We start from the raw sequence: 23572 nt of genomic DNA, 5'->3' as shown, positions 1-23572 counted from the left end.
ACCTATCACGGCATTACCGTAAACCTTGTTTTTATCAAATCGGTACTGTTTCCTCCGATCATTACCTCAAACTCACCTGGCTCAACTACATTTTCCATGTTCTTGTTCCATAAGGAGAGCTCTTCAGGAGTCAGGATAAAGGTAATTTCTTTGGTTTCTCCTTTCTTGATAAAGATTCTTTTAAAGCCTTTTAATGTTTTTTCAGGAGTGGTCACGCTACTGTAAACATCATTGATGTAAAGTTGTACCACCTCTTCCCCATCATGGTCTCCATTGTTCTTTACAGATACCGTAACTATGGCATTTTCATCCTTCTGTATTTCGGGAGTGGCCACTTTTATATCGGAATATTCAAAGGTGGTATAGCTCAAACCATGTCCAAATGTGTATAATGGATTTTCACTTTCACTGACATATCTATGGATTGCTGAAGGCTTTTGATTGTAATAGATGGGTAATTGTCCCACAGACTTTGGAAAGGTAACGGGCAATCTACCACTGGGGTTATAGTCCCCGAAAAGCATTTGAGCTACGGCCTTTCCACCGAGTTCTCCGGGAAACCATGCCTCAACTACTGCCGGGACATTGTCCTGGATCCAGTTGATGGAAAGTGGGCGTCCATTGAGCAATACACAGACAACCGGTTTTCCTGTTTGTTGGATGGCCTGGATGAATTCGTTTTGTAAACCATGAAGGTCCAAGGTGGCAACGTCCCTGTTTTCTTCTACCAATTCCTTGGATTCTCCCAGAACAACAATGGCCACATCGGACTTGCTGACCAAATCAATTGCAGGTTGGAAATCGACCTTTTGCATGTTCCATCTCAAATGTGCCCTGGCTCCCCAGCCTCCTTCCCACATTTCTATACGGACTTTGTATTTTCTGCCGGCCTCTATTTTCTTTGGTGTTGTAACAATGTTGGTGCTTCCCTTTCTCCAATTGTCAATAACCAATTGGTCATCCAGCCACATCCGTATACCATCATCTGAGCTTAAACCCAGCCAGCCGTCAAAGGCTTTATCGCTTTTGATGTAACCCGTCCAGCGAATGGAAAAATTGTCATCGTTTACCCCTACACCGGGAGACCATGGCCAATCAAATCCCAATTCCTTGTCGATTCTTGTCAAATTCGGTTCACCTCGTAAATTCCTGTTGTTGAAATATTCTCCTTTCAGTCCGTTCTCCGATCCATCGGGCACAAACAGATATTCCGAAGGGATGATTTGACCTTTTACAATCAGGGGAACACCTTCTTCATAGTGTACGTTGGTATGTGTACCTACTGCTTGTTTGATGCCTTCTAGAACAGTTGTGCCCACTTTGTTCTTCACAGAATAGCCCCCTAATCTGGATTCGTCAGCATTGGGTCCTATTACTGCGATTGATTTGATACCCTTGTTCAATGGCAGTAGTTTGCCTTGGTTTTTGAGCAATACTATGGACTTCAGAGCGGCTTCTAAGGCTATTTTTTGGTTCGCTTCGGAATGAAACCGCTCCTTGATCAATTTTTCACTTGTGTAGGGGTCTTCAAAGAGGCCAAGCATAAATTTAAGTCGTAGCACACCTCCGGCAGCTCTGTCGATATCTTTCATGCTCAATTGACCTTCCTTTATCAATTCTATCAAAGTGTCCTGCCAATACTCATTGCTAAAATCATAAAATTGCATGTCCACTCCTGCCGATACTGCCTGTCGGATACTTTCCTTCGGTGAGTCGGAAACGTTATGGGTGGTCTGTAGGTATTTGATGGCTCCAAGGTCGGAAACCACAATGCCCTTAAAGCCATATTCATTTCTCAAAACCTCCGTCAGTAACCAATGGTTTGAAGCACAAGGAATGCCATCAAGTTCGGAATAGGCACACATAGTTCCCAAAGCTCCCCCTTTCTGAAAAGCTTTCTGAAAGGAGGGCAAAAAGCTTTCCCGGGCTGCACGCTCACCAACTAGGGTGGGAGAGGAGTTTCCCCCTGCCTGGGGTATGCCATGTACGGCAAAATGCTTGGGTTCTGCAATAATAGAACGATTTGAGGCAAGACTCTCCCCTTGAAGACCTTGGACCATTGCTGTCCCCAGCTCGCCGGCTAAATAAACATCTTCGCCAAAGGTTTCGGCAATCCTTCCCCAACGGGGTTCTAGACCAATATCCAAATTTGGACCCAAGCCAAAATGGACACCGTGTGCCCTTGCTTCAGTACCGATCACTTCACCAACTTTCTTTAAGAGCTCGGTGTCCCATGTTGCGCCCAGTCCAATGTTCATGGGAAATGCGGTGCTCCCTTCTGCCATGTAGCCGTGCAGCATCTCTTCCATGATAAGAGCGGGTATTCCCCATCTGTTACTATCGATTACAAATCGCTGAAGTTCGTTGATGGTATTAGCCGATTCAGGATAAAGGTCATGGATGGCACCAACGCCAAGATTCCCGATTTTATTCTTTGCCTTCTCCAAGGAAAAATCTTGACCCTCCACGAAAAACTCACCTTTGTACATGTCCATTTGCCGGATTTTTTCTTCCAGGCTCATTTTGGACAGGAGGTCGTTCACACGTTCTTCGACGGGAAGTTTTGGGTTTCGATAATCATTTTCCGTTTGTCCGAATATGTTTTGACAAAAAATGCACGTCATCAAACAAAATCCGATGATTGTTTTTCTTTGGATATTCTTATCCATGATTAACTTGATTAGTAGTTTATGATTGTTAATATGAAGGTTGTCGAAAACCAAGTCGTTTTTGACAATTCCACGTATTGAAATGTTAGTGCTACTTATTTGCTGTATGCCACACAGGTTTGTTTTGAATATCCCAAACCTTCAATGCCGAGTTCCATGGTATCTCCTGGTTTCAGATAGCGTGGGGGGTCAAAGCCAAGACCAACCCCAAAAGGCGTTCCCGTGGAAATTACGTCCCCAGGTAAAAGGGTCATGTACTGGCTAATGTAGGAAACCACTTCTTGGACATTGAAAATAAAATCAGATGTTGATGAATGTTGTAAACGCTCACCGTTGACATCCAACCACAATTCCAGATTGTTCGGGTCCTGTATTTCATCCGTGGTGGCAATGAACGGGCCAAGGGGTGCGAATGTATCACAGCCCTTACCTTTGCACCATTGTCCTTCCTTTTCAATTTGAAAAGCCCTTTCGCTGATGTCATTGTGCAGGACATAGCCTGCGATATGATCTAATGCTTCGGATTTTTCCAAATAAGAGGCCTTTTTGCCGATTACTATGGCCAGTTCCACTTCCCAATCGGTCTTTGTGGAATTTTTAGGAATGATGACCTCGTCATAGGGCCCACATATGGCAGTGGTGGACTTAAAGAAAAGTACAGGTTCCTTTGGAATGGCCATACCAGCTTCTTCCGCATGTTTTGAATAATTCAATCCTACGCATACTAGTTTTGAAGGCCTTGCCAAAGGAGGCCCCAAACGGATTTCCTTGTCAATGACAGGACAGTCCGATTGATGTTCCCTTAGCCAGGTACTTAGCCTTTCCGTTCCGTTGTTCCCGAAAAAGTCCTCATTGTAATCCATTCCAAATGTAGATACATCAAGTCTTGTCCCATCTGTCAATTCTATGCCCGGTTTTTCCTGACCGGTTTTTCCAAATCGTATTAATTTCATTTTCTCTTTTTAACCTTTTAATTTGATGAACCCACCATCGATGGGGTAATCCGTTCCGGTAATGAATTTAGCCTCATCTGAACAAAGGAACAGTGCCAAATCAGCTATTTCTTGGGGATTGGCCATACGCCCGATGGGTTGGGTCTTGGAAAGTTTTTCAAACATTTCCGCCTCGTTGCCCGGATAGTTTTTTTTGATAAATCCATCCACGAAGGGCGTGTGTACTCTTCCTGGGGAAATACAATTGCTGCGGATGCCATACTCGACATAATCACGGGCAATGGAATAGGTCATGGTCAAGACGGCACCTTTGGTCATCGAATAGGCAAAGCGATCGCTAATGCCCACTGATGACGCAACAGAGGCAAGGTTCAATATAACACCGTGACCCTTTTCCTTCATGTAAGGAATAATGGCCTTGCTGCAATTGTATACCCCTTTGATATTGATATTGTACAATCGGTCCAAATCCTGCTCAGAAACAGCCTCTATGTTTCCCACATGGGCAATACCCGCATTGTTAACCAGAATATCCAGAGAACCATTTTCCCCAATTTGGGCAATGATGTCATTTACCTTTTCTTGATTTGAAACATCACATGTATGCGCAACGGCATGCTTTCCCAGCTTGTTGATTTCAGCCACTGTTTCCAAGGAGGATGCATGGTCAAAGTCAAGAATATGGACCTTTGCGTCTTGTGAGGCAAAAGTCAGGGAAATTGCTTTCCCAATACCGCTGCCTCCTCCAGTTACTATGGCTGTTTTTCCTTTTAAACTAAATTTCATGCTATTTGTTTGCTTCCAGTTCTTCTCGTTTATTCCATTTTTCACCGTTGGGGAAACCATAATTCTCCAAGGACGAAGATTTCATGGTAATGCTAAAGCCCGGCGCTTGTGGAGGCATATAGGCACCGTTTTTAATGACGACCGGTTCATGGAAGTGTTCGTGCAAGTGATCCACGTATTCTATGACCCTGTTTTCCATACTTCCGCTTATGGCAATAAAATCGATCATGGAAAGGTGTTGTACATATTCGCACAGACCCACACCGCCAGCATGCGGACAAACGGGAATGTTGAATTTTGCAGCCATCAATAAAATGGCAAGAATCTCATTCACACCGCCGACCCTACAACTGTCTATCTGACATACCTCAAAAGCTTTGGCCTGAAAAAGCTGTTTGAAGATAACCCGATTTTGACAATGCTCGCCAGTGGCAACTTTTATGGGAGCTATGGCCTTTGCAATCGTGGCGTGTCCCAAAACATCATCAGGGCTTGTAGGTTCTTCTATCCACCAAGGATTGTATTTTTTGAGAAGCGACATGTTTTCTATGGCTTCATCCACATCCCACTTTTGGTTGGCATCCATCATTAACTTGAAGTCTTCACCTATTTCTTCCCTGATGATTGCCGCGCGACGCATATCATCTTCAATATTGGTGCCGACCTTCATTTTCATATATTTGAAACCTTCTGTTTTTGCTTCACGGCACAGTCGCCTCATTTTATCATCGGAATATCCCAACCAACCTACCGAAGTGGTGTAGGCCGGGTAACCGTTTGTCAGCAAATGCTCGATTCTTTCTGCCTTTCCTTCTGCACTTTTTTGCAAGATGCACAGTGCTTCTTCCGGTGTTATTGCATCGGTGATATAGGTAAAATCGATACAGCTGACAAGTTCTTCGGGCGACATGTCGGAAAGCAGTTTCCAGAGTGGTTTTTTCTCTTTCTTTGCATAGAGATCCCAAACAGCATTTACCAAGGCACCTGTTGCCAAATGTATTACCCCTTTCTCGGGGCCTAACCATCGCAGCTGGCTGTCACCGGTTATCATTCTCCAAAAGCCCGCCATGTCTTCAGTGAAGGAATCCAGACTTTTTCCAATGAGCAAGGGAGCCAATGCATTTAAGGCGTTGACACAGATTTCGTTGCCTCGGCCAATGGTAAACGTAAGGCCATGACCTTCCAAGCCATCGGGATGGTTGGTTTTTAATATAACATAAGCCGCGGAATAATCCGGGTCTGGATTCATCGCATCCGACCCGTCCAATGAAGCACTGGTAGGGAATCGTACATCTTTGGTCTCGACTGCGGTTATTAGTAATTTTTCCATTAAGTATGTAAATATATTTAGTGGTTTATCTCCTCTATTTTAAATGTCCATGCCTCTTTGCAAGGTAGATTATTTCGTAATTTTTCGGGAATTGTAATTTTAAAACCTTTGTTCATTTTTTTCCATCTCAACGCTTCATCCGAACCTAACATTGTAATCTTGGTACCGGCTTTAGGATCAATGGATGTTATCTGTAGCTCGGCCGGCACTTTATTTTCATCATCCTTCGCCATATAGAATAGAAAAATATTGCCTTCTTTATTTTGGGTCATACAGATATTATCTTCTTTGAACGGGGCAATGGGCCGGGTGTTATAAATTCCAGACTCATTTACCTTCATCCAATCACCATAAGCTTTCAACAGATCATATGCCCCCTGTTGCCATTCGCCATCAGGTCCCGGGGCTATGTTTAACAAGAGGTTGCCTCCTTTGGCCACAATATCTATGAGCATATGGATGCCCTCCCTCCCTGTCATGTACTCTGCATTTGGGGTATGGGACCAACCTCCACCCGAAATGATACAGGATTCCCAGGGATAGGGTAAAGTCTTCTCTGGCACCCTGTTTTCAGGAGTAAGGTAGTTTTGGTTCTTGCCATGGACCGCGCGATCCACGACAATGAGACCCGGTTGTTTTTGGCGTGCCTTGACCACCAATTCGTCCATATTGATGTCTTGATTTACAATCCTATGTTTGATGAACCCATTGTTTGCCTTGTTTTCCAAGAATTTTTCAGCATAATTTTCATCGATATTTTGTTGATCTCTTTTACGAACCCAGCCACCATCCAACCATAGAATATCCACATCTCCATAATCGGTCAACAGTTCAAGGATTTGGTTATGGGTGAAATCCACATACTTTTGCCACTTTTCAGGGTATAGGGCAGGGTCGTAATTCACATTTCTATCGAATGGGGGAAAATTGGGGTCCCAATAATTATCATGGTTCCAATCGGGTTTGGAAAAATAGGCGCCGACCCAAAAATCATTCTTCCTGAAAGCATCAAAAACTTCTTTGGTAATGTTCGCCCTCGGATGGGTACTAAAGGGACATGCCGCATCGGTAACCTTATAATCGGTGTATTTGCTATCGAACATTGAAAATCCATCATGGTGTTTGGTGGTGAAAACCATATATTTCATTCCAGCGTATTCAGCTGCCTTTGCCCAATTTTCAGGATTGAATTTTATGGGGTTGAACGTGTTCTTTAGCGCTTCATAATCTTTTACATATTGAAAATAGTTTTGAGGGTCGCTTCCCTTGTTACGTTCGCACCAGCCGTAGTCTTCTGGACATAGCGACCAAGATTCCACGATGCCCCATTGGCTATACGCGCCCCAGTGCATCAGCAATCCAAACTTTTTATCCTGCCAATGCCCAAGGTTCTGTAAAACCAATGTATCCGTTTCGGGTACATACCTCTCATCCTCATAAATGGCCTGCCCGGATAAAATGGCCGAACAGAGAAATATGAATATCAATGCTAATTTTTGCATGGGTCTGTATTGTTAGTTTACTAAAATTTCATCCACGAACAACCAGGAACTCCCACCTATGGGGCTTTTTTTTAAGTTCGTGGCGATTACCCTTATGTATTGAGCGGTGGTTGTATCAAAATTGATGTTGATGTCCATTGATTCAGCATTTGGATTTACCCTGAACGCTCTATCATATTTGCCCACTTCGTTGAAATTTTTTCCATCGGTTGACACGGCCACGGATACCGAGGTGGGGTAGTGGATACCGGCCCCCTGATTTTCCAAGGTTCCCAATATGACTTCATGGATTTGCTGCGGTTCTTCAAGATTGATGACCACTTCCATATCATGGGGTATCCAAGCTTGCCATTGGCCATCATGGAAATTTCTCGATCCCCTTATAGCATTTACCAATGAAAGAGGGCCGTCTCCCGTGTAATTTTTATTGTATGGTTTTTTGAAATCCAACTTTTTGGCAAAGGCCTTGTGAAATTTAATGGTATCGGTAAAGATTCTTCCGACAGGTTCTCCGTTCTTGAAAAGTGAAGCTTTGACAACCGTTGTTTCTGAAATTTTTATAGGTGCGGTGTATTGTTCGCTCTCTTCGTCCAATTCATCATTTCCCAGCACATAACGGATGTCGGGGTCTGGAAATTCATTGGCCAGCAATAGCGATATTTCATTTTTATCCATATCAACCGTGGCCGTTGAGGTTATCAAATAAGCACTTTTGGAATAGTTGATGCCCATGCTGTCATAGCGTTCAAACTGTTTTTCTAGCCGTCTTGTGAAATCTTTCCAGTCTCTGGACTCCTTTTTGCTCCACAGTACTTCGGACATTGCTGACAAACGGGGGTACAGCATATATTCCGATGCTTCGGGAGTCGTAATGTATTCGGACCAAAGATTTGCCTGACCGCCCAATATATGTTCGGCCTCTTCCGGTTTTAAATCGTCAACCATGGGTTCAAACTGGTAGACTTTGCTCAACGGAAGATAGGCATTGAAGGCCAAAGGCTCCAAATCCTGTGGGCCTTGGTAGAAATTAAAATAGCAATAGGATTCAGGGGTCATTATAACATCATGGCCTTCTTGGGCCGCTTTCAGGCCTCCTTCGGTGCCCCTCCAACTCATGACCGTTGCCTCAGGGGCCAGGCCACCTTCCAAAATCTCATCCCAACCGATCAATTTTTTGCCCTTGGAGTTGATATATTTTTCAATTCTCTTTACGAAGTAACTCTGCAGTTCATCCACATCCTTCAGTCCTTCCTCTTTGATTCTTTTTTGGCAGTGGGGACATTTTTTCCAATTTGTCTTTGTTGCCTCATCCCCTCCGATATGGATATAGGAAGATGGGAAGATTTCCATCACTTCGTCCAATACATCTTCCAAAAAAGTGAATGTGGTTTCCTTTCCGGCACAGTAAATATCCGTTATGGGCCATAGGCCACCTGAAGGTACCGCGATGTCTTGATCAAAACAGGCCAATTCCGGATAGGAAGCAATGGCCGAACTGACATGGGCAGGCATTTCTATTTCAGGGATTATCTCAATATTCCTGTTCTGGGCATAGGCCACTATTTCCTTGAGTTCATCTTGTGTTAAATACCCTCCGTAAGTGCCCTTTGCACTGGGGTCATTGATTTTTCTACCGTTCCACGGGGCATCCTCTTGGTCTACCCGCCAAGCACCAACTTCAGTAAGTTTGGGATACTTCTTGATTTCGATTCGCCATCCTTGGTCATCCACCAAATGCAGGTGCAATACATTGAACTTGTGCATGGCCAAGCGGTCGATGGTCTTTTTTATGTAATCCTTTCCAAAAAAATGTCTTGAGAGATCGAGCATGACACCCCTGTGTTGAAATCTTGGCCCGTCCTTTATGTGAACGGACGGGATAACCCATTGCGAGGCTGCATTGTTATCTTCAATTGTCGGGGGCAAAAGCTGGAATATGGTTTCAATGGCATATAAAAATCCGCCGTTGTCCTTGGCGTAGATGTTTATTCCTTTCTTTTCCACTACAAGTTCATAGGCCTCATCATTTACTTTTTCATCATAAACAAAATGGATGTAATTGGAAGAGGGCATCTCTCCGACAATCTCCATTTGGTAGCCTACAATTTGCCGAAAGCGGTCAGCCAATATTTCTGAAACTGCTTTTTGGTTCTCATTGATCACTACCAATTTAGTGTCGTTATTAAATTCAAATTGGCCGTCGCCCAATTGGACATCGTTTGGTTTTGGTATGATGGAGATGTCATTCTCCGTGAACACTTTTTGTGAGGTTTCCTTGCATAGCATCAGTGTTGAAGCTACTGCCAATAGGCCTATTTTATATATGATTTTCATTTATTTATCTATCAAATATTTATTCCTGATTAAGGATTATTTGCGAAATAGAGATGTTCTTGTCCTTTCTTGCAAACCCCTTTAACTTTAGTTTTCCGTCATTGCTGTCCTCCCGCATTACATGGAATTTTACCCATTTACTATCGTGGGGCTTTGGTGATATACTATTTTTCCTGCCTTCGAATTCCAGGACAACAGGGTCACTTTCATTTCCCATATTTTCCAAAAGGACATACAAAGTTCCTAAAAACCCATCTGGACAATCAATGTTGACCTCTATTTTATTTCCTTGCCAAACTGAAACACCTTGATTGGCAACGAGTCTGTCCAAGCGTACCGAATAGTCTGTGTTTTTGTCCTTGATCTCAATCTTATCCACATCTTTTGACCAAACATTTTGCTCCGTGTTGGGTTTGGCCAAATCCGCGGCCTTCACCCTTAATAGCGTGTTGGTTTTCTGGTCCTCTTCCGGGGCATTGGAGAAATTTTCAATTAAAAAAGCAGGGGAAACGGCTTCTTGAGGATTGAAATTATCCGAAGACATATAGGATAAAAGGCTTTGCTTTAATTGTTTGGCCACCACGTTTTCCCCATTGAGGTCAAACCCGCAAACCAATAACTTTCCTTGGCCTACCTTAAATTCAAATATCAACCCCTCCTTGTTGTTCCTATGAAAATCATCCACCAATTGTACAATGGGTTTGTATGCAGATGGCATGCTGTTCAATACAAAGCCCTTGGCTTTTTTGTCAAATGGTTCCCATTGCCAATCACTGTGGAAGGAAGTCGGAAATTGAGCAAGTGCCGGATGCTTGTCGTCAATGAGCATTCCCAGACTTGTTTTTCCCTGGCCGGGAAAATAGGTATAGGACCAGTAAAGTGGATAAAAGTTAAAGGGAACACTGTTCTTTTGGGTGCCCAAATCATGGGCCATCAATAAAACCTTGGTCCCTTTGTTGAGCAATTCCAGCGTGTTGGTGTCCATTTCGTCCACTATCACCACATCTTCGTTATTGAGCAGTGGTAATTTTGAAGGAAATACCCAAATGCTCCAATGGTTTACATATGGTGTGTCTTTAATGGCCACTTCAATGTTCAGTTCTTGGGCTTTTTGGATGCTGCCCAATTCCAGTTCCATGGTACCGACATCTTGCAAATCTGCGATTGCGACCTCTTCCAAGTCCCATTCTTTTTGGAGCAATACCTTCCCTTCTTTTGTTGTGATCTTACCCGTTGCAATGGCATCTTTTATAGAATGGTTTCCGTAGTGGGAAAGCTGGACGTTCGCCCGAAACAGTTCCCCACTTTCCCAAACGAACTTCTCCATGCGCAACAATGGCACGGCTTCACTATGGTGCTCTTTGAATTCTTTTGGGGTGGTAATGCCCTTGTTGTCCCAAAAAACATCCAACCACCCGACCAAAGCCTCTCCCTGGCCTTGATAGTCCTGCATGCTCAATAACTGTATCCCTGCACAGCTCTTGGTCCTCAGGAAAGATTCTATTTCGTATTTGTACATGATCTGGTTCAATGCACCGGAAGCTTTGTGGAACTTTTCATCTTGGTCGACAATGCCGTTTTTCTGTGCCACTTCCTTGAACTCTTGCAGGTTTCTTGCCTTCAGCACTCCCGTATATTTATCTATTTCGCTCCATTTGGGATAAACGGGCCATTGTCCTATTTCATGGGCCAAAGTGGGAATGTCCATTTGGGAATAGGCCTTTTCAAAATCCCAATTCGTGTGGGCACCGTTCAATCCTCTGGTCCAACCTACGTTCTGTACAAGATGGGTGACCACAAAATCATCTTGGTCCGTTATCTGACGGGCCGTGGACCCTGAATACAACCTTCTATCATCTTTCTTCTTTAGATCACCGATCCAGGTTTTTATCTGGTCGAAGTTAGAACTTCCCAATTCGTTGCCTATGCAAAACATGATAAATGATGGGTGGTTTCCATAATATTCCACCACTCGGTTCATCTCGGCTTGTACCCATTCATCACGTTCAGAATTGTACCCCAATCCTTTGGGGTGTCCTTTGGTCTCCATTTCAGGTCTTCCCTTTGCCACCATGTCCTCATTCATCCAAGAATCTATCCATACCGAAGCCTCAGCCTGAATATATATCCCGATTCTGTCCGCTGCTTTAAAAGCTGCTTCAGGGGGGCACCACGAATGGAATCGTACATGATTGAGGCCATAATCCTTATAGGTTTTGAAGATATTCTCCCAATCCTCCAATTTTGTGGATGGATAGCCTGTCAAGGGGAAGTGCACGTTATCGAGATTCCCTCTCAGAAATATGGGTTTTCCATTGATGAGAACATGGGTGCCATCATGATCAACTTCCCTGAACCCAAATTCCGTTTCTTTTGTATCAAAGGAACTCTTGGAGCTTAAGGATGCTTTCAATCTATAGACATTGGGGTCGAACTCACTCCACTTTTTTAGTTTGCCTTTGAGGTCTAGTATGATTTCTTGATGGTGTTTTCCTTGCAACAATTCGGCACGAACCATCTTTTTCAACAGTACTTGATGTGATCCGATATCTTCAATTGCTATTTGGATCTTTGTCTTTTCTGATAGTTCCGCCTCTACATCCAAAACTATTTTTAATTGGTCGTCATCAATATTCGGTATGGTCTTCAAGGCTTTTATGTGGCTTGGATCTTTGGATTGTAATTTGATAGCACCTACCAAGCCGTTCCAAATGGTCTGGGTGGATTCACTATAGGCATGGCCTTTGTCTCCAATATTGAAGATCATGTCGTTGTTTACCCTTACTTCCAGTTCATGTGGGCCAATGGATAATTTTCCCAAATTGTGGATATGGGGTGTGCCCAAGGCGTTTTGCGTGCTTAAGGGTGTTCCGTCAATGTAAACCTGGGACTGCCATAAGACCCTTTCTAAAAAAAGGAGGATTTTTTTGTTTTTCCATTCCTTTGGAATATCAATATGTTTCTTATAACTGGCTGTTCCAATAAATTTATGGGTAGGGGTCAAAACCCCTTTGGAGGCACCTGTTGTTTCAATGCCAAAACCATGTTCTGCCAAAGTGCCCGGCAAATCGATTTTCCCGTGCTTGTTTTTGATATCCTCCAAGCTGCCCTCATCGCCAGAATAATGCTCCAAGCTCACGGACCATTCCCCAGACAAATTGATACTGTTTTCCTCTTGGGCAATGCCCAAATGGAATAGACCCAAACAAAAAATAATAAATATGATTACGCGGATATATTTTTTCTTTTCCCTTCTCACTTTTCCCTTTTAAGAAGAATCACCTTGGGATGGTCGGCCAAGGCGATTCCTCAAACTAAACTAAAACTAACTCAACTTGTACCTTCATTGGCCATAACGCTACTGTGCAATGCTTACTCCCAACTCTGCAATTACGGCCTCTTTGTTCTGTACTGTTTCAACCGCTTTAAACCTTATATATCTCACTTGGTTGACGCTGTCAAACTGTACTACTTGTTCCACGGGATTATTGTAGATATTGGAAAATTCACCTTGGGAAATCAGGGACCAATCCGTGTTGTCAGTACTACCATAAAATTCATATGATAGTACCATACCTGCTTTGTCTTCCGTTCCAGACGGTAACATTGAGAATGAATTGATGGAAAGGACTTCCCCAAAATCTATGGTAATGGTCTGATTATCCACCCCAGTTGATGTCCAATATGTATTTGCTTTCTCGTCAATGACCTGTTTTGCTGAAGCATTTTCAGGTATTTCGCCATTGGTGGGGATAGACCATTTATTTTTGGAATGGCCAAAATGAGTGGTTGCTGTTTCACTTGCTTTTTCCCCATCAAAAGTTTTTGCCTTGATGGTGCCCCCGGCAATAAAATCAAAATTACCCTGAAATAGGGGGGATTCTTTTGTGGGTTCAGTGCCATCCAATGTTAAATGAATGGTTCCATTGCTTAAAATATCGACCTTTCCCTGGTTGTTCCGGATTATTTTGGGCGGGGATAACCGAATGGGCTCCTTGTGCACGGATATGGTAGATATCAATGGAGATGCAGGGGGCATCGGTTATCCTTAATCGTATTTTACTGGTCGTCTGGATGGAGCCACGCCATAACCTTCTATTTCCTATAGATTCAGCTTTGGCAAACTCCGTCCACTGGTTATTGTCCCATTTATCAAGGACCCATCCCCATATGCGCTGTCCCAAAGGGATGTACTCTTGGATATTGACCACATTGAACGAGACTTCTTCAGGAAACTCCACAATGATATTTGCCGTATGGGTATCATCATCGGTTGCCCAATACGTCATATTGTTGTTGTCCAAAACCTTATCCGCCGCATAGGTTTCTTCATTACCGCGTACATTGCTTGCCTTTGCTATTGCACCTTCCGCCAAATCCACGGAAAATGTTTTATCCAAAATTGACCGGAAACCGGTAAGCGAGGCAACATCTTCATCCGGTATGATGCCCACTTTGTTGGGAGGGAGGTTCAAGATAAAGTTGGTGCCATGGCCGATACTGTTATAATGGATATCCACCAATTGTTCTGGTGTTTTTACCTTATCGTTCTCGGCCTCGTGATAGAACCAGCCCGGTCTTATGGAAGTGTTTGTTTCTGCGGGCATCCAGTGTTTTCCTTCTCTGGTACCATTTAAGGATTCCCAATACTTTATTAGACCTGGAGCGGGGGTTTGACCTTCTTCTAGAGGTTCTGGCGTAAACCTGTGCCAGCATGGATCTCCCGAAAACCCTTTTTCGGTACCTACCCATCGCACATCAGGGCCTACATCAGAAAAAATGACTGCATTTGGTTGCAGCTCCCTTACTAAAGCCCATGTATTTTCCCAGTCGTAGTACGTTTGCCGATCTATTTCCCGTTTTTCATTGGCTCCCCCGTAATAACCGGTCCCACCATTTGCTCCATCGAACCATACTTCGAATATGTCTCCGTAATTAGTCAGGAGCTCGGTCAATTGGGCCCTGAAGATATCTATGTATTCAGGTGTTCCATAGGCTGCATTATTGCGGTCCCAAGGGGATAGGTACATGCCCACTTTTAGTCCATGTTTGCGGCAGGCATCCACAAATTCCCTTACCAAATCACCTTTGCCATCCTTATAGGGCGATTTACTGATGTTGTGATCCGTGGTCTTGGTGGGCCAAAGACAAAAACCATCATGGTGTTTTGTGGTAAGCACAAGACCCTTCATGCCCGCATTTTTACAGGCAAGTACAATTTGCTCTGCATCAAAGCCGCTGGGATTGAAAAGTTCAGGGGATTCATCCCCAAAACCCCATTCCTTATCAGTAAAGGTATTTATGGTAAAATGGATGAATGCATAGAATTCCGTATTGTGCCATTCGACCTGACGGTCACTCGGGACTATTCCAAACGGCTCAGGAGGAGGTGTCTTTTGGTCAGCACACCCTAGTGCACATGCAAGTAAAATGTATACCCCTGTCTTATAGTATAGATTACTGATTTTAGCGAATTTCATTTTTGATATTTATTCTTTTGTAGGTTATTGCCCAGTGTTCAATATTTAAACACTTCGGCTTTGTCATTGTTTCTGGAGAGTAAAAGGCGTTTTTCGCCATTTTTGAATCTCGCTGTTGAAAGATCTCGTACATCACCGTCCAACCAAAGGTTTTCCCCATCATTTGAAATTTGCAATTCGCCATCTTTCCAAGTCAGCAACATTCCTTTTGAAGCGTCCAACTTACCCATACTGGCTCTAAAGGGGAAGAAGTTTCCTGCGAGCAATATTTCCTTCTTTCCGTCTCCATTGAAATCATCCTCCACAAATGCATTGATTATGGATTGTTGGGCCAAACTTGGAAAAGAGTGAAATGAAAAACCTTGATTCCCATTATTCAAAAGGTACCCCGAACGCAGTTCATTGATCGTTAGTACGGAGGTGGAGCTTACATTGGCCGCTTTTAAAATATCCTCAATCGTTGCTTTGGCGTACTTGTCGTATGAGGTGTATACTTTCTTAAGACTGTTCACTTGTGCCAAAAGTTCGTCTCTACTTGGTATTGGATAGCTTTTTCCATCGATGTAATAGGTCAATAGGGGATCCAGGTTGCCATCCTTGTCCATATCTTGTACATAGTATATCATAGGCTCTTCGGTGGAGGCTTTCAATTGTGTATTGTTGCCCAGGTTCCCTGCCAAAATATCCAGATCACCATCCGAATCGATGTCAACGGTCGCCACGGAACTCCACCAACCGGAGGTGTTCTCCACTTGTAATTTTTCAAAAACACCTTCATGGTTCTTGAAAATACTTATGGGCATCCATTCGCCCACCAATATCAAATCTTGCCAGCCATCATTGTCCAAGTCGTCCCAAGTGACATCGGTCACCATACCAATATGGAGCATATCCTTTTGTTCGACTCGTGTGAATTTTACTTTACCTTCCTTTGAATCATTCCGCAGCAGGATGCTTTCCGGTGTGAAAGGGTAGTGCTGTGCATCCAGTCTGCCTCCCAAGAACAAATCCATATCACCGTCATTGTCATAATCCGCTGCCTTGGCCACGCCACCACTGAAAGAAGTATTGGGGAGAGCTTGGCTTGCGTCGATGAATTGACCCCCACCTTGGTTTATATAGAGGTGGTCTTGGTAGAATAAACTTCCCGCCAACTGTTCATTGCCACCATTGACGCTATAAATGTCAAGGAGCCCATCGTTGTTCGCATCAAAGAACAAAGGGGCAACTTCTTCCTTTTCACTTGGTTTGGGGGCAAGCCAAGGTTGGATTTTGCTGTCTTCGATAAAGGTGCCATCATCATTCCCTAAAAATAGCTTGCCTGCTTGTCCGACCGCTCCACCAAAATAAACATCATCATTTTCATCCCCATTGATATCGCCGACGGCCATTCGACCACCAAGGCGGGACATTTGATAGGGCATAAGCCTATCATAATAAAAATCAACATAGTTGTTTTCCTGATGCTGGTAATCCAATCCCGAACTGTCCGTAAGCTTTTGGAACATGGACTTCTTTACCATCGGGGAAGTGAACTTGCCAGGTTTTGCAAGAGATTGGTCAACAATGGATTCGGAATTGGCGACAACATCCGTCAATTCATTTTTGTTTCCATACGGCCAGAACACTTCAATCTTGTCCGCTTTTTCATTCTTGCCTATACCTATGGTAAGAGCGGGTTCCACATAGGACTGATAGCCGCGCCCATAGAATGCTTCCTGATAGATTTTTTTTCCGTTCGGCAGGGTGACAATTACTTTGGCCCCGATTCCAAATGTGTTTTTTGTATTGCCCTTGAGCTTTATCTTGATGAAATTGTTGTCCGATAAATGCTGTCCATTGTTTCTGTAAAGTTTCAAGGGTGCGTTCAGGTCGCTGACCAATAGGTCCAAATCCCCATCATTGTCAAAATCTGCATATACTGCAGCATTGGAGACACTTTTTTCATCCAGCCCCCAGGCTTTGGAAACCTTTTTGAACCTCTTTCCGTTTTCATTTTGAAAGGCATAGTTAGGGATTTTGGTGGATGGTATCTTGTTCAATAAAGGTATCAGTGCCACTTCCCTATTTTCTGACTTGGCTTTGGAAATAGTGGTGTTGGCGGTGTAATTGACAAAGTCAAGATTGCTGTAGTCCCTTAAATACCCATTGGTTATGAACAGGTCTTTATACCCATCGTTATCATAATCGGCCAATAGGGGAGCCCAGCTCCAATCCGTATTGGATACACCGAAATTTTGCCCGACCTCACTGAATTTCAATGAACTGTCAGGGGAAATTCCTTTGTTCAATTGGAGCATGTTTCGCATGTGCTGGGAATGATAACCACTATCAACGGCCATACTGTATTTGTCATACTCATCGGGTCCCTTCAGTACTTTTTGGCGATAGTTGTCCTCGGGAAGCATGTCTGCCACAAAGAGATCGGGAAATCCGTCGTTGTTGACATCGGCAATATCCGAGCCCATGCTATATTTTGAAATGTGCCCGAAAGCGGTATGTGAGACATCAGTAAAAGTACCGTCTTGATTGTTCAAATAGCAATAGTCCTGCTCATCATAATCGTTGGTCACATAAATGTCCGGCCATCCATCCAGATTCAAATCGCTTATGGCGGCACTCAGCCCAAAATTAAGCCCACCGCCATGTATACCTGAAGTTTCTGAAACTTCCGTGAATTTGTTGTTTTCATTTTTGAACAACTTGTTCCCAAAATAGGGATGTCTTTTTTGCCTTAAGGTTTTGACGTTATAAAATGTGGAGTAGAACTTATTGGCATGGTTGACCAGAAACATGTCAAGATCCCCATCGAGGTCATAATCAAAAAAATAAGCTTGGGTGGAAAAAGTTCCAATGGCTCCAAGACCATACTCATCGGTTTTATCGACAAATTTTGGGATACCATTCTCGGTTTTTCCCGTATATATGAAAAGTTGGTTTGCCCGTGGGGGATAATCAATGATCACAGGTTTTTCAAAACCCTCTTGGGTTGCATTTCCAGAATAACATACGTAAATATCCATCCAACCGTCTCCATTGACATCGGCTATGGTGACCCCTGTTTTCCAACCTTTTTTTTCCTGTAGCCCGGAGCGGGAGGTTACCTCTTTGAAGTTTAGGTCTCCTTCGTTCAAAAATAGTTTGTTGGGCACCTCATTGCCCGATACATAAACATCCGTGAGCCCGTCATTGTTCAAGTCGGCAGCCGCTATTCCTGCACCGTTGTAGATATATTCATAGGTCATTACATTGTTCTGCTCGTCTTCCACAAGCTTGTTTTCGAATACGAGGCCTGAGGTTGTGGGCGATACCTTTGTGAACAACGTCTCTTTTTTACAGCTTATCGTCAATAAGACTATAAAAAATACCAGATAATATGTAGGAGAGGGTTTGAACATATACCAATTTAATCACAATGGGGCCCATGGGCCCCATTTGTATTCTCAACATTAGTTACTTTAATACCCAGGGTTTTGATCTAGAGAGTTATTGCTTCGTTGAATCTCACTGAAAGGTATCGGAAGCATATACATCTTATCATCCCAAAAAATATTGGAATCAGCTGTTAGGTCATAATCATATTCAAATGTGGCATCACCTGTCTTCAGGACATCAACTCCCATCTTAGGGGAGCCCATGGTCTCCGGACCGATCATCCAGCGTCTGATATCAAAAAAACGATGGTCCTCAAGTACAAATTCGACCCTACGTTCATTACGATAATCCTCCAATAAGGCTTGACCCGATGTTGAAATATCCGGCATGCCTGCCCGATTTCTAATTGCATTGATGGCATTTCGAGCCTCCGATTCATTATTAAGCTCGATTTGGGCCTCGGCATAGTTCAGATAGGCTTCGGTCTTACGGTAAAATATGTATGGTCCAGTGTTTCCGGCATCCCAAGCTAAATTGTCATTGGCCCACTTTTTAAATGTATAGCCGGTTCTAGAGGCATTGTGTGGACTGGCAGGAGACACTCGAGAGTCGATTCCGGCCAATTCTGAGTTGGAAGGGTCGTCCTTGTCAACATAGGGGTCATAGGTGGCATCCTGAAACGGTGCGGTATTGTACACGATGGTTTCATAGAATCTCGGGTCTCTGTCCACATAAGGGTCTTGGGGATCATACGTTGCGGATTCCGATGGCAGTTCCCCCGAAACAAGTTCAAAGCTATCTACCAGGTCCTGTGTGGGCGTGGTATTGGACCAACCTGATTTTCCATTGGGAAAAAGCCATGTATTTACGCCCCAGCCTTGATCGTTCTTTGGTGTGTATTGACGTCTAAAGATGACTTCTTCGTCTGTATTTCCCAAGAACATGGATTCCCAATTTCCAAAATCAGCTAATGTCACAGAGGTAAGGTCCATTACTGCTTTATTCGCATCCCGTGCAACTTCCCATTTTTCTTGATCACCATTTGCATTGTATAGTGGGCTCGCCGCATAGAGCAACAATCTTCCCTTCAAGGCCATGGCAGCTTCCATGGATGCCTTGCCTGCGGGCAATTCGCTTTTAGAAGGGAGCAGGGAAATTGCCAAATCAATATCGTTCAGGATAAAATCCACTGTTTCATCTATGGTTCCCCTTGTTACTTCATAGGATTCTTGTCCCAGCTCAAAGGTTTCGGATATAAGCGGGACGCCACCATAATACTTGAACAGTTCAAAATAATTATAGGCGCGTAAAAACCTCATTTCTCCCTCCATTATGTCCAATTCCTCCGCGGGTATGGAAGAGCCTTCAATTTTTTCAAAAAAGAGGTTCGCGTTACGGATATAGGAATAACAATGTGACCAAAGACCAAAGGTGATCTCCTCTCCATTTTCCCTATCGACTTCACCTCGCGTATACCTTCTTATCTGGCCTTCTGCACTTCCGTGCTGATTGTAGGCGTTGTCTGTCAAACCATCGGTGAATGTGTTCTCATCCCTAAGAGGGGTTCTTAATGCCCTGTAACTGCCGTTCACATAGTTTTGAAGTAACGCGGCATCCTCGAAGACATCAAGTTCACTATAGCCGTTCAAAGGTTTTACATCAAGGATATCTTCAGAACATCCTGTTAGTAGGAAAATCAATATAAGGGGTGCCAATCCCTTCAATTTGAATAAATAATATGTTCTTCTTTTCATTTTGTTTTTTTAAAAATTTAAACTGATTCCGAAATTGATACTCTTGGTAAAGGGGTATTCCCAGCCTTCTATGTTCAGTGACGCAGGGTCGCTAAGACCATCTTTTTTAAGCTTGTCCCAAGTAATCAAGTTAAAAGCACTTATTGAAAATCGCAAATTGGATAGGCCCATGGTCGATATTATATCGGTTGGCAGACTGTAAGCAAGCTCTATAGACTGTAACCTGAGGAAGGATACATCCCTAAGCCATAGGGTGCTAAGTTCTTGTGTGTTGTTGCCCCTGTTGAATGCGGGGAGTGTGCCATCCGGGTTGAAGACCGGGTCAAAAGCATTCTCCAAGAAATAGCGGTATCCGTTGTTGCCATTGGAAAAGGAATAGCGTAAATATTGTTTGGCCTTGGCCTGACCTGCGAAGGCGGCATTCAATTCAATTCCTTTATAATCACCTCCTATTTGGAAGCCATACTGCACTTGGGGCACCACACCAAAACCACCATTGGGTATGGTGTTGGAATCGATACGGATCCTATCGTCACTGTTGATGATCCCATCATTGTTCACATCCCTGTAGTAAGGGTCGCCTATTCTAGGGTTGTCACTCAAGGAAGGGTATGTTTCCAAATCGGCCTCGGTTCTATAAAACCCTAAATAGTCATAGGCCAATGTGGAGCCAACCACATGTCCTTCGGCCTTTTGGTATTCCTCTGGGTAAATACCTTCTTCATCTATGAAGAGTACATTGCTCTTGGCATAATTATAGTTGGCACCTACATAGAAGTTAAAATCATTGAAGCTCTTATTGTACCTTGCCTGAAGCTCAAATCCTTTGTTCTCAACCTCCCTTATGTTTTCATCGGGTAGATCTAAACCGGTATAGTTGGGTACCGAAACGTTACGGGGACCCAGTATGTCCGCCCTCAGTTGTTTGAATACATCGGCACTGAAGGTCAATGAGTTATTGAACATGCCCAAATCCAGACCAACGTTGGTGGTTTCCAATGTTTCCCAAGTAATATTTGGGTTTGCAACTACACTTGGGCCAATGATGTTTACGTCCTGCCCCCCAAAAACATAGCCTTCCCTGTTTCCGGAAAATACTTGGAAAAGGTTCAGGTATTGAAATGGATCGACCCGATCATTACCAAGCTCTCCATAAGATCCACGAAGCTTGAGTTCGTTGATGAATTTAATGTTATCGGCAAAAAAGCCTTCTTGAGATATTCGCCAAGCAGCTTCTACGCCCGGGAAGAAACCGAAACGATTTCCCTCAGGGAAAATGGAGGAACCATCATACCTGAAAACGAATTTTACAAGATATTTTGAAGCGTAATCATAGGAAACCCTACCAAAATAGTTTTGTCTGGTCAATTCTGTTGCATATCCTGTATTGGATTGCAATGAAGCATCACCACTACCTGCAAATAACTGATCTATTTGAGAGGTCTCAAACCCATTTCTCTGAGCTTGGGTGACATCACTGGTAGTTTTGTTTTGCTCATAGGCCATAAACACTCCTATGGTGTGTTCATCAAATGTTCTGTTGTAATCTATATTGGCATTGTATGTCAAGGAAAGCCCGTCGTTATCCGTGACTCTTAGATAATTGTTGTTGAAAGATGGACCGCCCTGAACCGCCTCAACCGTACCATCACTATTGGCATCCTCATAAAAGGTAAAAGGTTGGAAAAAATGTCTTTCTTGGGTAGTGGAGTAGTCCGCGGCCATCCATCCGCCGATGGTCAACCCTTGGATAAAGGGAACATGGTAATCAAGATTTATCAAACTATTGAATATGTATCCATTGTTCCTGAGATAACCAGGGCCTTGGGCAATCGCCAATGGGTTTTGGGCCTCCCTACCTCTGGCGGGCAGTCCTTGGATGGTAGCTGGTATGTCGGGTGCTGCCCTTACCGTATTCCCATATAGTGTGGCGTCTTGGTATTGGAGGAAGTCCCTTCTTTCGTTCCTGCCAGCCAAGTCCAGCCTAAGATTTAAGTTTTTGGCAACTTCGGTATCCAAGTTGGCCCTGACATTATATTGTTTGAAACCTGTATCGTCATTGCCCTTGAAAAGCCCATCTTGCTGTGCCATACCAAGAGATGCGAAATATTTTGTTTTTTCAGCACCACCGCGAACACTTAAACTATGTCTTTGCTGATCCGAAAAGGATTTGTATACTTCATTTACCCAATTTGTTGAAGGAGTAGAACCATTTGCAAAGGCCTGTATCTGTTCTGCTGAATATACCTCGGGTTGTCCCTGTTGGGAAGCGAGGGTGTTCACGCTTCTGGCATACAGTTCAGCATCTGCCAACTCAATCTCCCTTGTTGGGCTGACAAAGGCCCTATTATAGGAGTAGCTAATGGTAGGTTTGCCCTCTTTACCTCTTTTTGTGGTCACCAAAATGACACCATTCGCCGCTTGTGCACCATAAATTGCTGCCGATGCATCCTTTAATACGGAAATACTCTCAATATCATTAGGGTCTATCCTTGAGAACCCACCTCTATTGGCAACACCATCTATTACTATCAATGGATCATTGTTACCAGTGGTTCCCACCCCCCTTATGAGCAATCGGGCGTTATCCCTTCCCGGCTCGGCGTTCACTTGGTTTACTGTAAGTCCGGCTACACGTCCAGCCAAGGCATTGTCGGCAGTGAGGACGGGGGTTTCGACTACTGCGTCGCCTTGAACAGTTTCAATGGCTCCCGTTACTTTTCTCCTTTCCTGTGTACCGTATCCCACAACCACGACCTCATCGAGCAAAGCTGTGTCTTCCTCCAAAGTTACATCAATGGTCTCCTGATTTCCCACAGTCATCTCTTGTGTTGTAAACCCAACATAGGAAAACACTAAAATGTCAGAATCATTTTCAATATTGATTGAAAAGTTTCCGTCAAAATCAGTTTGTGTACCATTGGTGGTTCCCTTCACGATAACAGATGCACCAGGAAGTGGTTGACCATTGGAATCTTTTACCGAACCGGTAACACTGAGCTGGGCTAGTGCAAATGCCGAAAAGAAAAGAAAAATTGTGAATGCCAGTAATAATTTTTTCATCTGTTTTTGGTGTTTATAATCGAATTAAAACTTTTATAACTATTTCTTAACACCAAATTTATTGTTAAATAAAGCCGAGCAAATGAACTATGTTTGCAAGAGGTTGTACGATATTTGCATCTTCTTTGTTGTTGATGTAATATTTTTCCTAAATATGATTATTAATCAAATTTTTGGATGAAGTTTTTAGTTTTCTATAATTATTTGGTTGAATTATCTATTACATTGTTAATATTTGAAATTGGCCAAGTAATCAAGTCGCTCAGATTTCTATTCTTAAAGGAGAAATGGCTAATGTGTCATAGAGCAGATGACATGCATATTTT

General features: G+C 43.4%; 12 protein-coding genes. All 12 read right to left on the bottom strand.

The window, feature by feature from the left end; all coding sequences use genetic code 11:
• Positions 1-5: 5 nt before the first annotated feature.
• The 12 genes from GUA46_RS12105 to GUA46_RS12050 all read right to left on the bottom strand — a co-directional run bounded on the left by GUA46_RS12105 (position 6) and on the right by GUA46_RS12050 (position 23246).
• Entirely contained in the window at positions 6-2669 is a 2664-nt protein-coding gene (locus GUA46_RS12105; protein WP_176620701.1) for a glycoside hydrolase family 3 N-terminal domain-containing protein, read from the bottom strand.
• A 95-nt stretch (positions 2670-2764) separates the two neighbouring features.
• Positions 2765-3622: a fumarylacetoacetate hydrolase family protein gene (locus GUA46_RS12100; RefSeq protein WP_176620700.1), complete on the bottom strand. Its 858-nt coding sequence runs from the start codon at positions 3620-3622 to the stop codon at positions 2765-2767.
• 9 nt (positions 3623-3631) lie between these two features.
• Complete coding sequence (locus GUA46_RS12095) at positions 3632-4408, bottom strand: SDR family NAD(P)-dependent oxidoreductase (protein ID WP_176620699.1); 777 nt, start codon at positions 4406-4408, stop codon at positions 3632-3634.
• 1 nt (position 4409) lies between these two features.
• A complete protein-coding gene (locus GUA46_RS12090; RefSeq protein WP_176620698.1) occupies positions 4410-5738 on the bottom strand; it encodes an L-fuconate dehydratase in 1329 nt (442 codons plus the stop codon).
• 17 nt (positions 5739-5755) lie between these two features.
• Positions 5756-7240 carry an alpha-L-fucosidase gene (locus GUA46_RS12085; protein ID WP_176620697.1) on the bottom strand — a complete coding sequence of 495 codons (1485 nt, stop codon included), beginning with the start codon at positions 7238-7240 and terminating at the stop codon, positions 5756-5758.
• A gap of 12 nt (positions 7241-7252) precedes the next feature.
• Positions 7253-9574, bottom strand: coding sequence for a glycoside hydrolase family 20 protein (locus GUA46_RS12080; protein WP_176620696.1), 2322 nt, complete (start codon positions 9572-9574; stop codon positions 7253-7255).
• A 19-nt stretch (positions 9575-9593) separates the two neighbouring features.
• Positions 9594-12833, bottom strand: a complete 3240-nt coding sequence (locus tag GUA46_RS12075) for a glycoside hydrolase family 2 TIM barrel-domain containing protein (RefSeq protein WP_176620695.1) — start codon at positions 12831-12833, stop codon at positions 9594-9596.
• 99 nt (positions 12834-12932) lie between these two features.
• Positions 12933-13481 (bottom strand): discoidin domain-containing protein, encoded by a 549-nt coding sequence (locus GUA46_RS12070; RefSeq protein WP_176620694.1) that lies wholly within the window; start codon positions 13479-13481, stop codon positions 12933-12935.
• Positions 13468-15054 carry an alpha-L-fucosidase gene (locus tag GUA46_RS12065; RefSeq protein ID WP_176620693.1) on the bottom strand — a complete coding sequence of 529 codons (1587 nt, stop codon included), beginning with the start codon at positions 15052-15054 and terminating at the stop codon, positions 13468-13470. The genes GUA46_RS12070 and GUA46_RS12065 overlap by 14 nt, the downstream gene beginning before the upstream one ends.
• Before the next feature lie 38 nt (positions 15055-15092).
• Positions 15093-18377: a VCBS repeat-containing protein gene (locus GUA46_RS12060; protein WP_229418494.1), complete on the bottom strand. Its 3285-nt coding sequence runs from the start codon at positions 18375-18377 to the stop codon at positions 15093-15095.
• 135 nt (positions 18378-18512) lie between these two features.
• Positions 18513-20183: a RagB/SusD family nutrient uptake outer membrane protein gene (locus GUA46_RS12055; protein ID WP_176620691.1), complete on the bottom strand. Its 1671-nt coding sequence runs from the start codon at positions 20181-20183 to the stop codon at positions 18513-18515.
• 9 nt (positions 20184-20192) lie between these two features.
• Positions 20193-23246, bottom strand: a complete 3054-nt coding sequence (locus tag GUA46_RS12050) for a SusC/RagA family TonB-linked outer membrane protein (RefSeq protein ID WP_176620690.1) — start codon at positions 23244-23246, stop codon at positions 20193-20195.
• Between the last annotated feature and the right edge of the window lie 326 nt (positions 23247-23572).

It is taken from the genome of Flagellimonas chongwuensis, assembly GCF_013376415.1.
In the GTDB taxonomy this organism is placed as follows: domain Bacteria; phylum Bacteroidota; class Bacteroidia; order Flavobacteriales; family Flavobacteriaceae; genus Flagellimonas; species Flagellimonas chongwuensis.
Note: the sequence above shows the minus strand (reverse complement) of the source record. Positions and strands in the feature narration are given on the sequence as shown.

What these genes read in the sequence shown, in the direction of transcription:
- GUA46_RS12105 (WP_176620701.1), bottom strand. Translation starts at nt 2,669, where the DNA reads ATGGATAAGAATATCCAAAGAAAAACAATCATCGGATTTTGTTTGATG.
- GUA46_RS12100 (WP_176620700.1), bottom strand. Translation starts at nt 3,622, where the DNA reads ATGAAATTAATACGATTTGGAAAAACCGGTCAGGAAAAACCGGGCATA.
- GUA46_RS12095 (WP_176620699.1), bottom strand. Translation starts at nt 4,408, where the DNA reads ATGAAATTTAGTTTAAAAGGAAAAACAGCCATAGTAACTGGAGGAGGC.
- GUA46_RS12090 (WP_176620698.1), bottom strand. Translation starts at nt 5,738, where the DNA reads ATGGAAAAATTACTAATAACCGCAGTCGAGACCAAAGATGTACGATTC.
- GUA46_RS12085 (WP_176620697.1), bottom strand. Translation starts at nt 7,240, where the DNA reads ATGCAAAAATTAGCATTGATATTCATATTTCTCTGTTCGGCCATTTTA.
- GUA46_RS12080 (WP_176620696.1), bottom strand. Translation starts at nt 9,574, where the DNA reads ATGAAAATCATATATAAAATAGGCCTATTGGCAGTAGCTTCAACACTG.
- GUA46_RS12065 (WP_176620693.1), bottom strand. Translation starts at nt 15,054, where the DNA reads ATGAAATTCGCTAAAATCAGTAATCTATACTATAAGACAGGGGTATAC.
- GUA46_RS12055 (WP_176620691.1), bottom strand. Translation starts at nt 20,183, where the DNA reads ATGAAAAGAAGAACATATTATTTATTCAAATTGAAGGGATTGGCACCC.
- GUA46_RS12050 (WP_176620690.1), bottom strand. Translation starts at nt 23,246, where the DNA reads ATGAAAAAATTATTACTGGCATTCACAATTTTTCTTTTCTTTTCGGCA.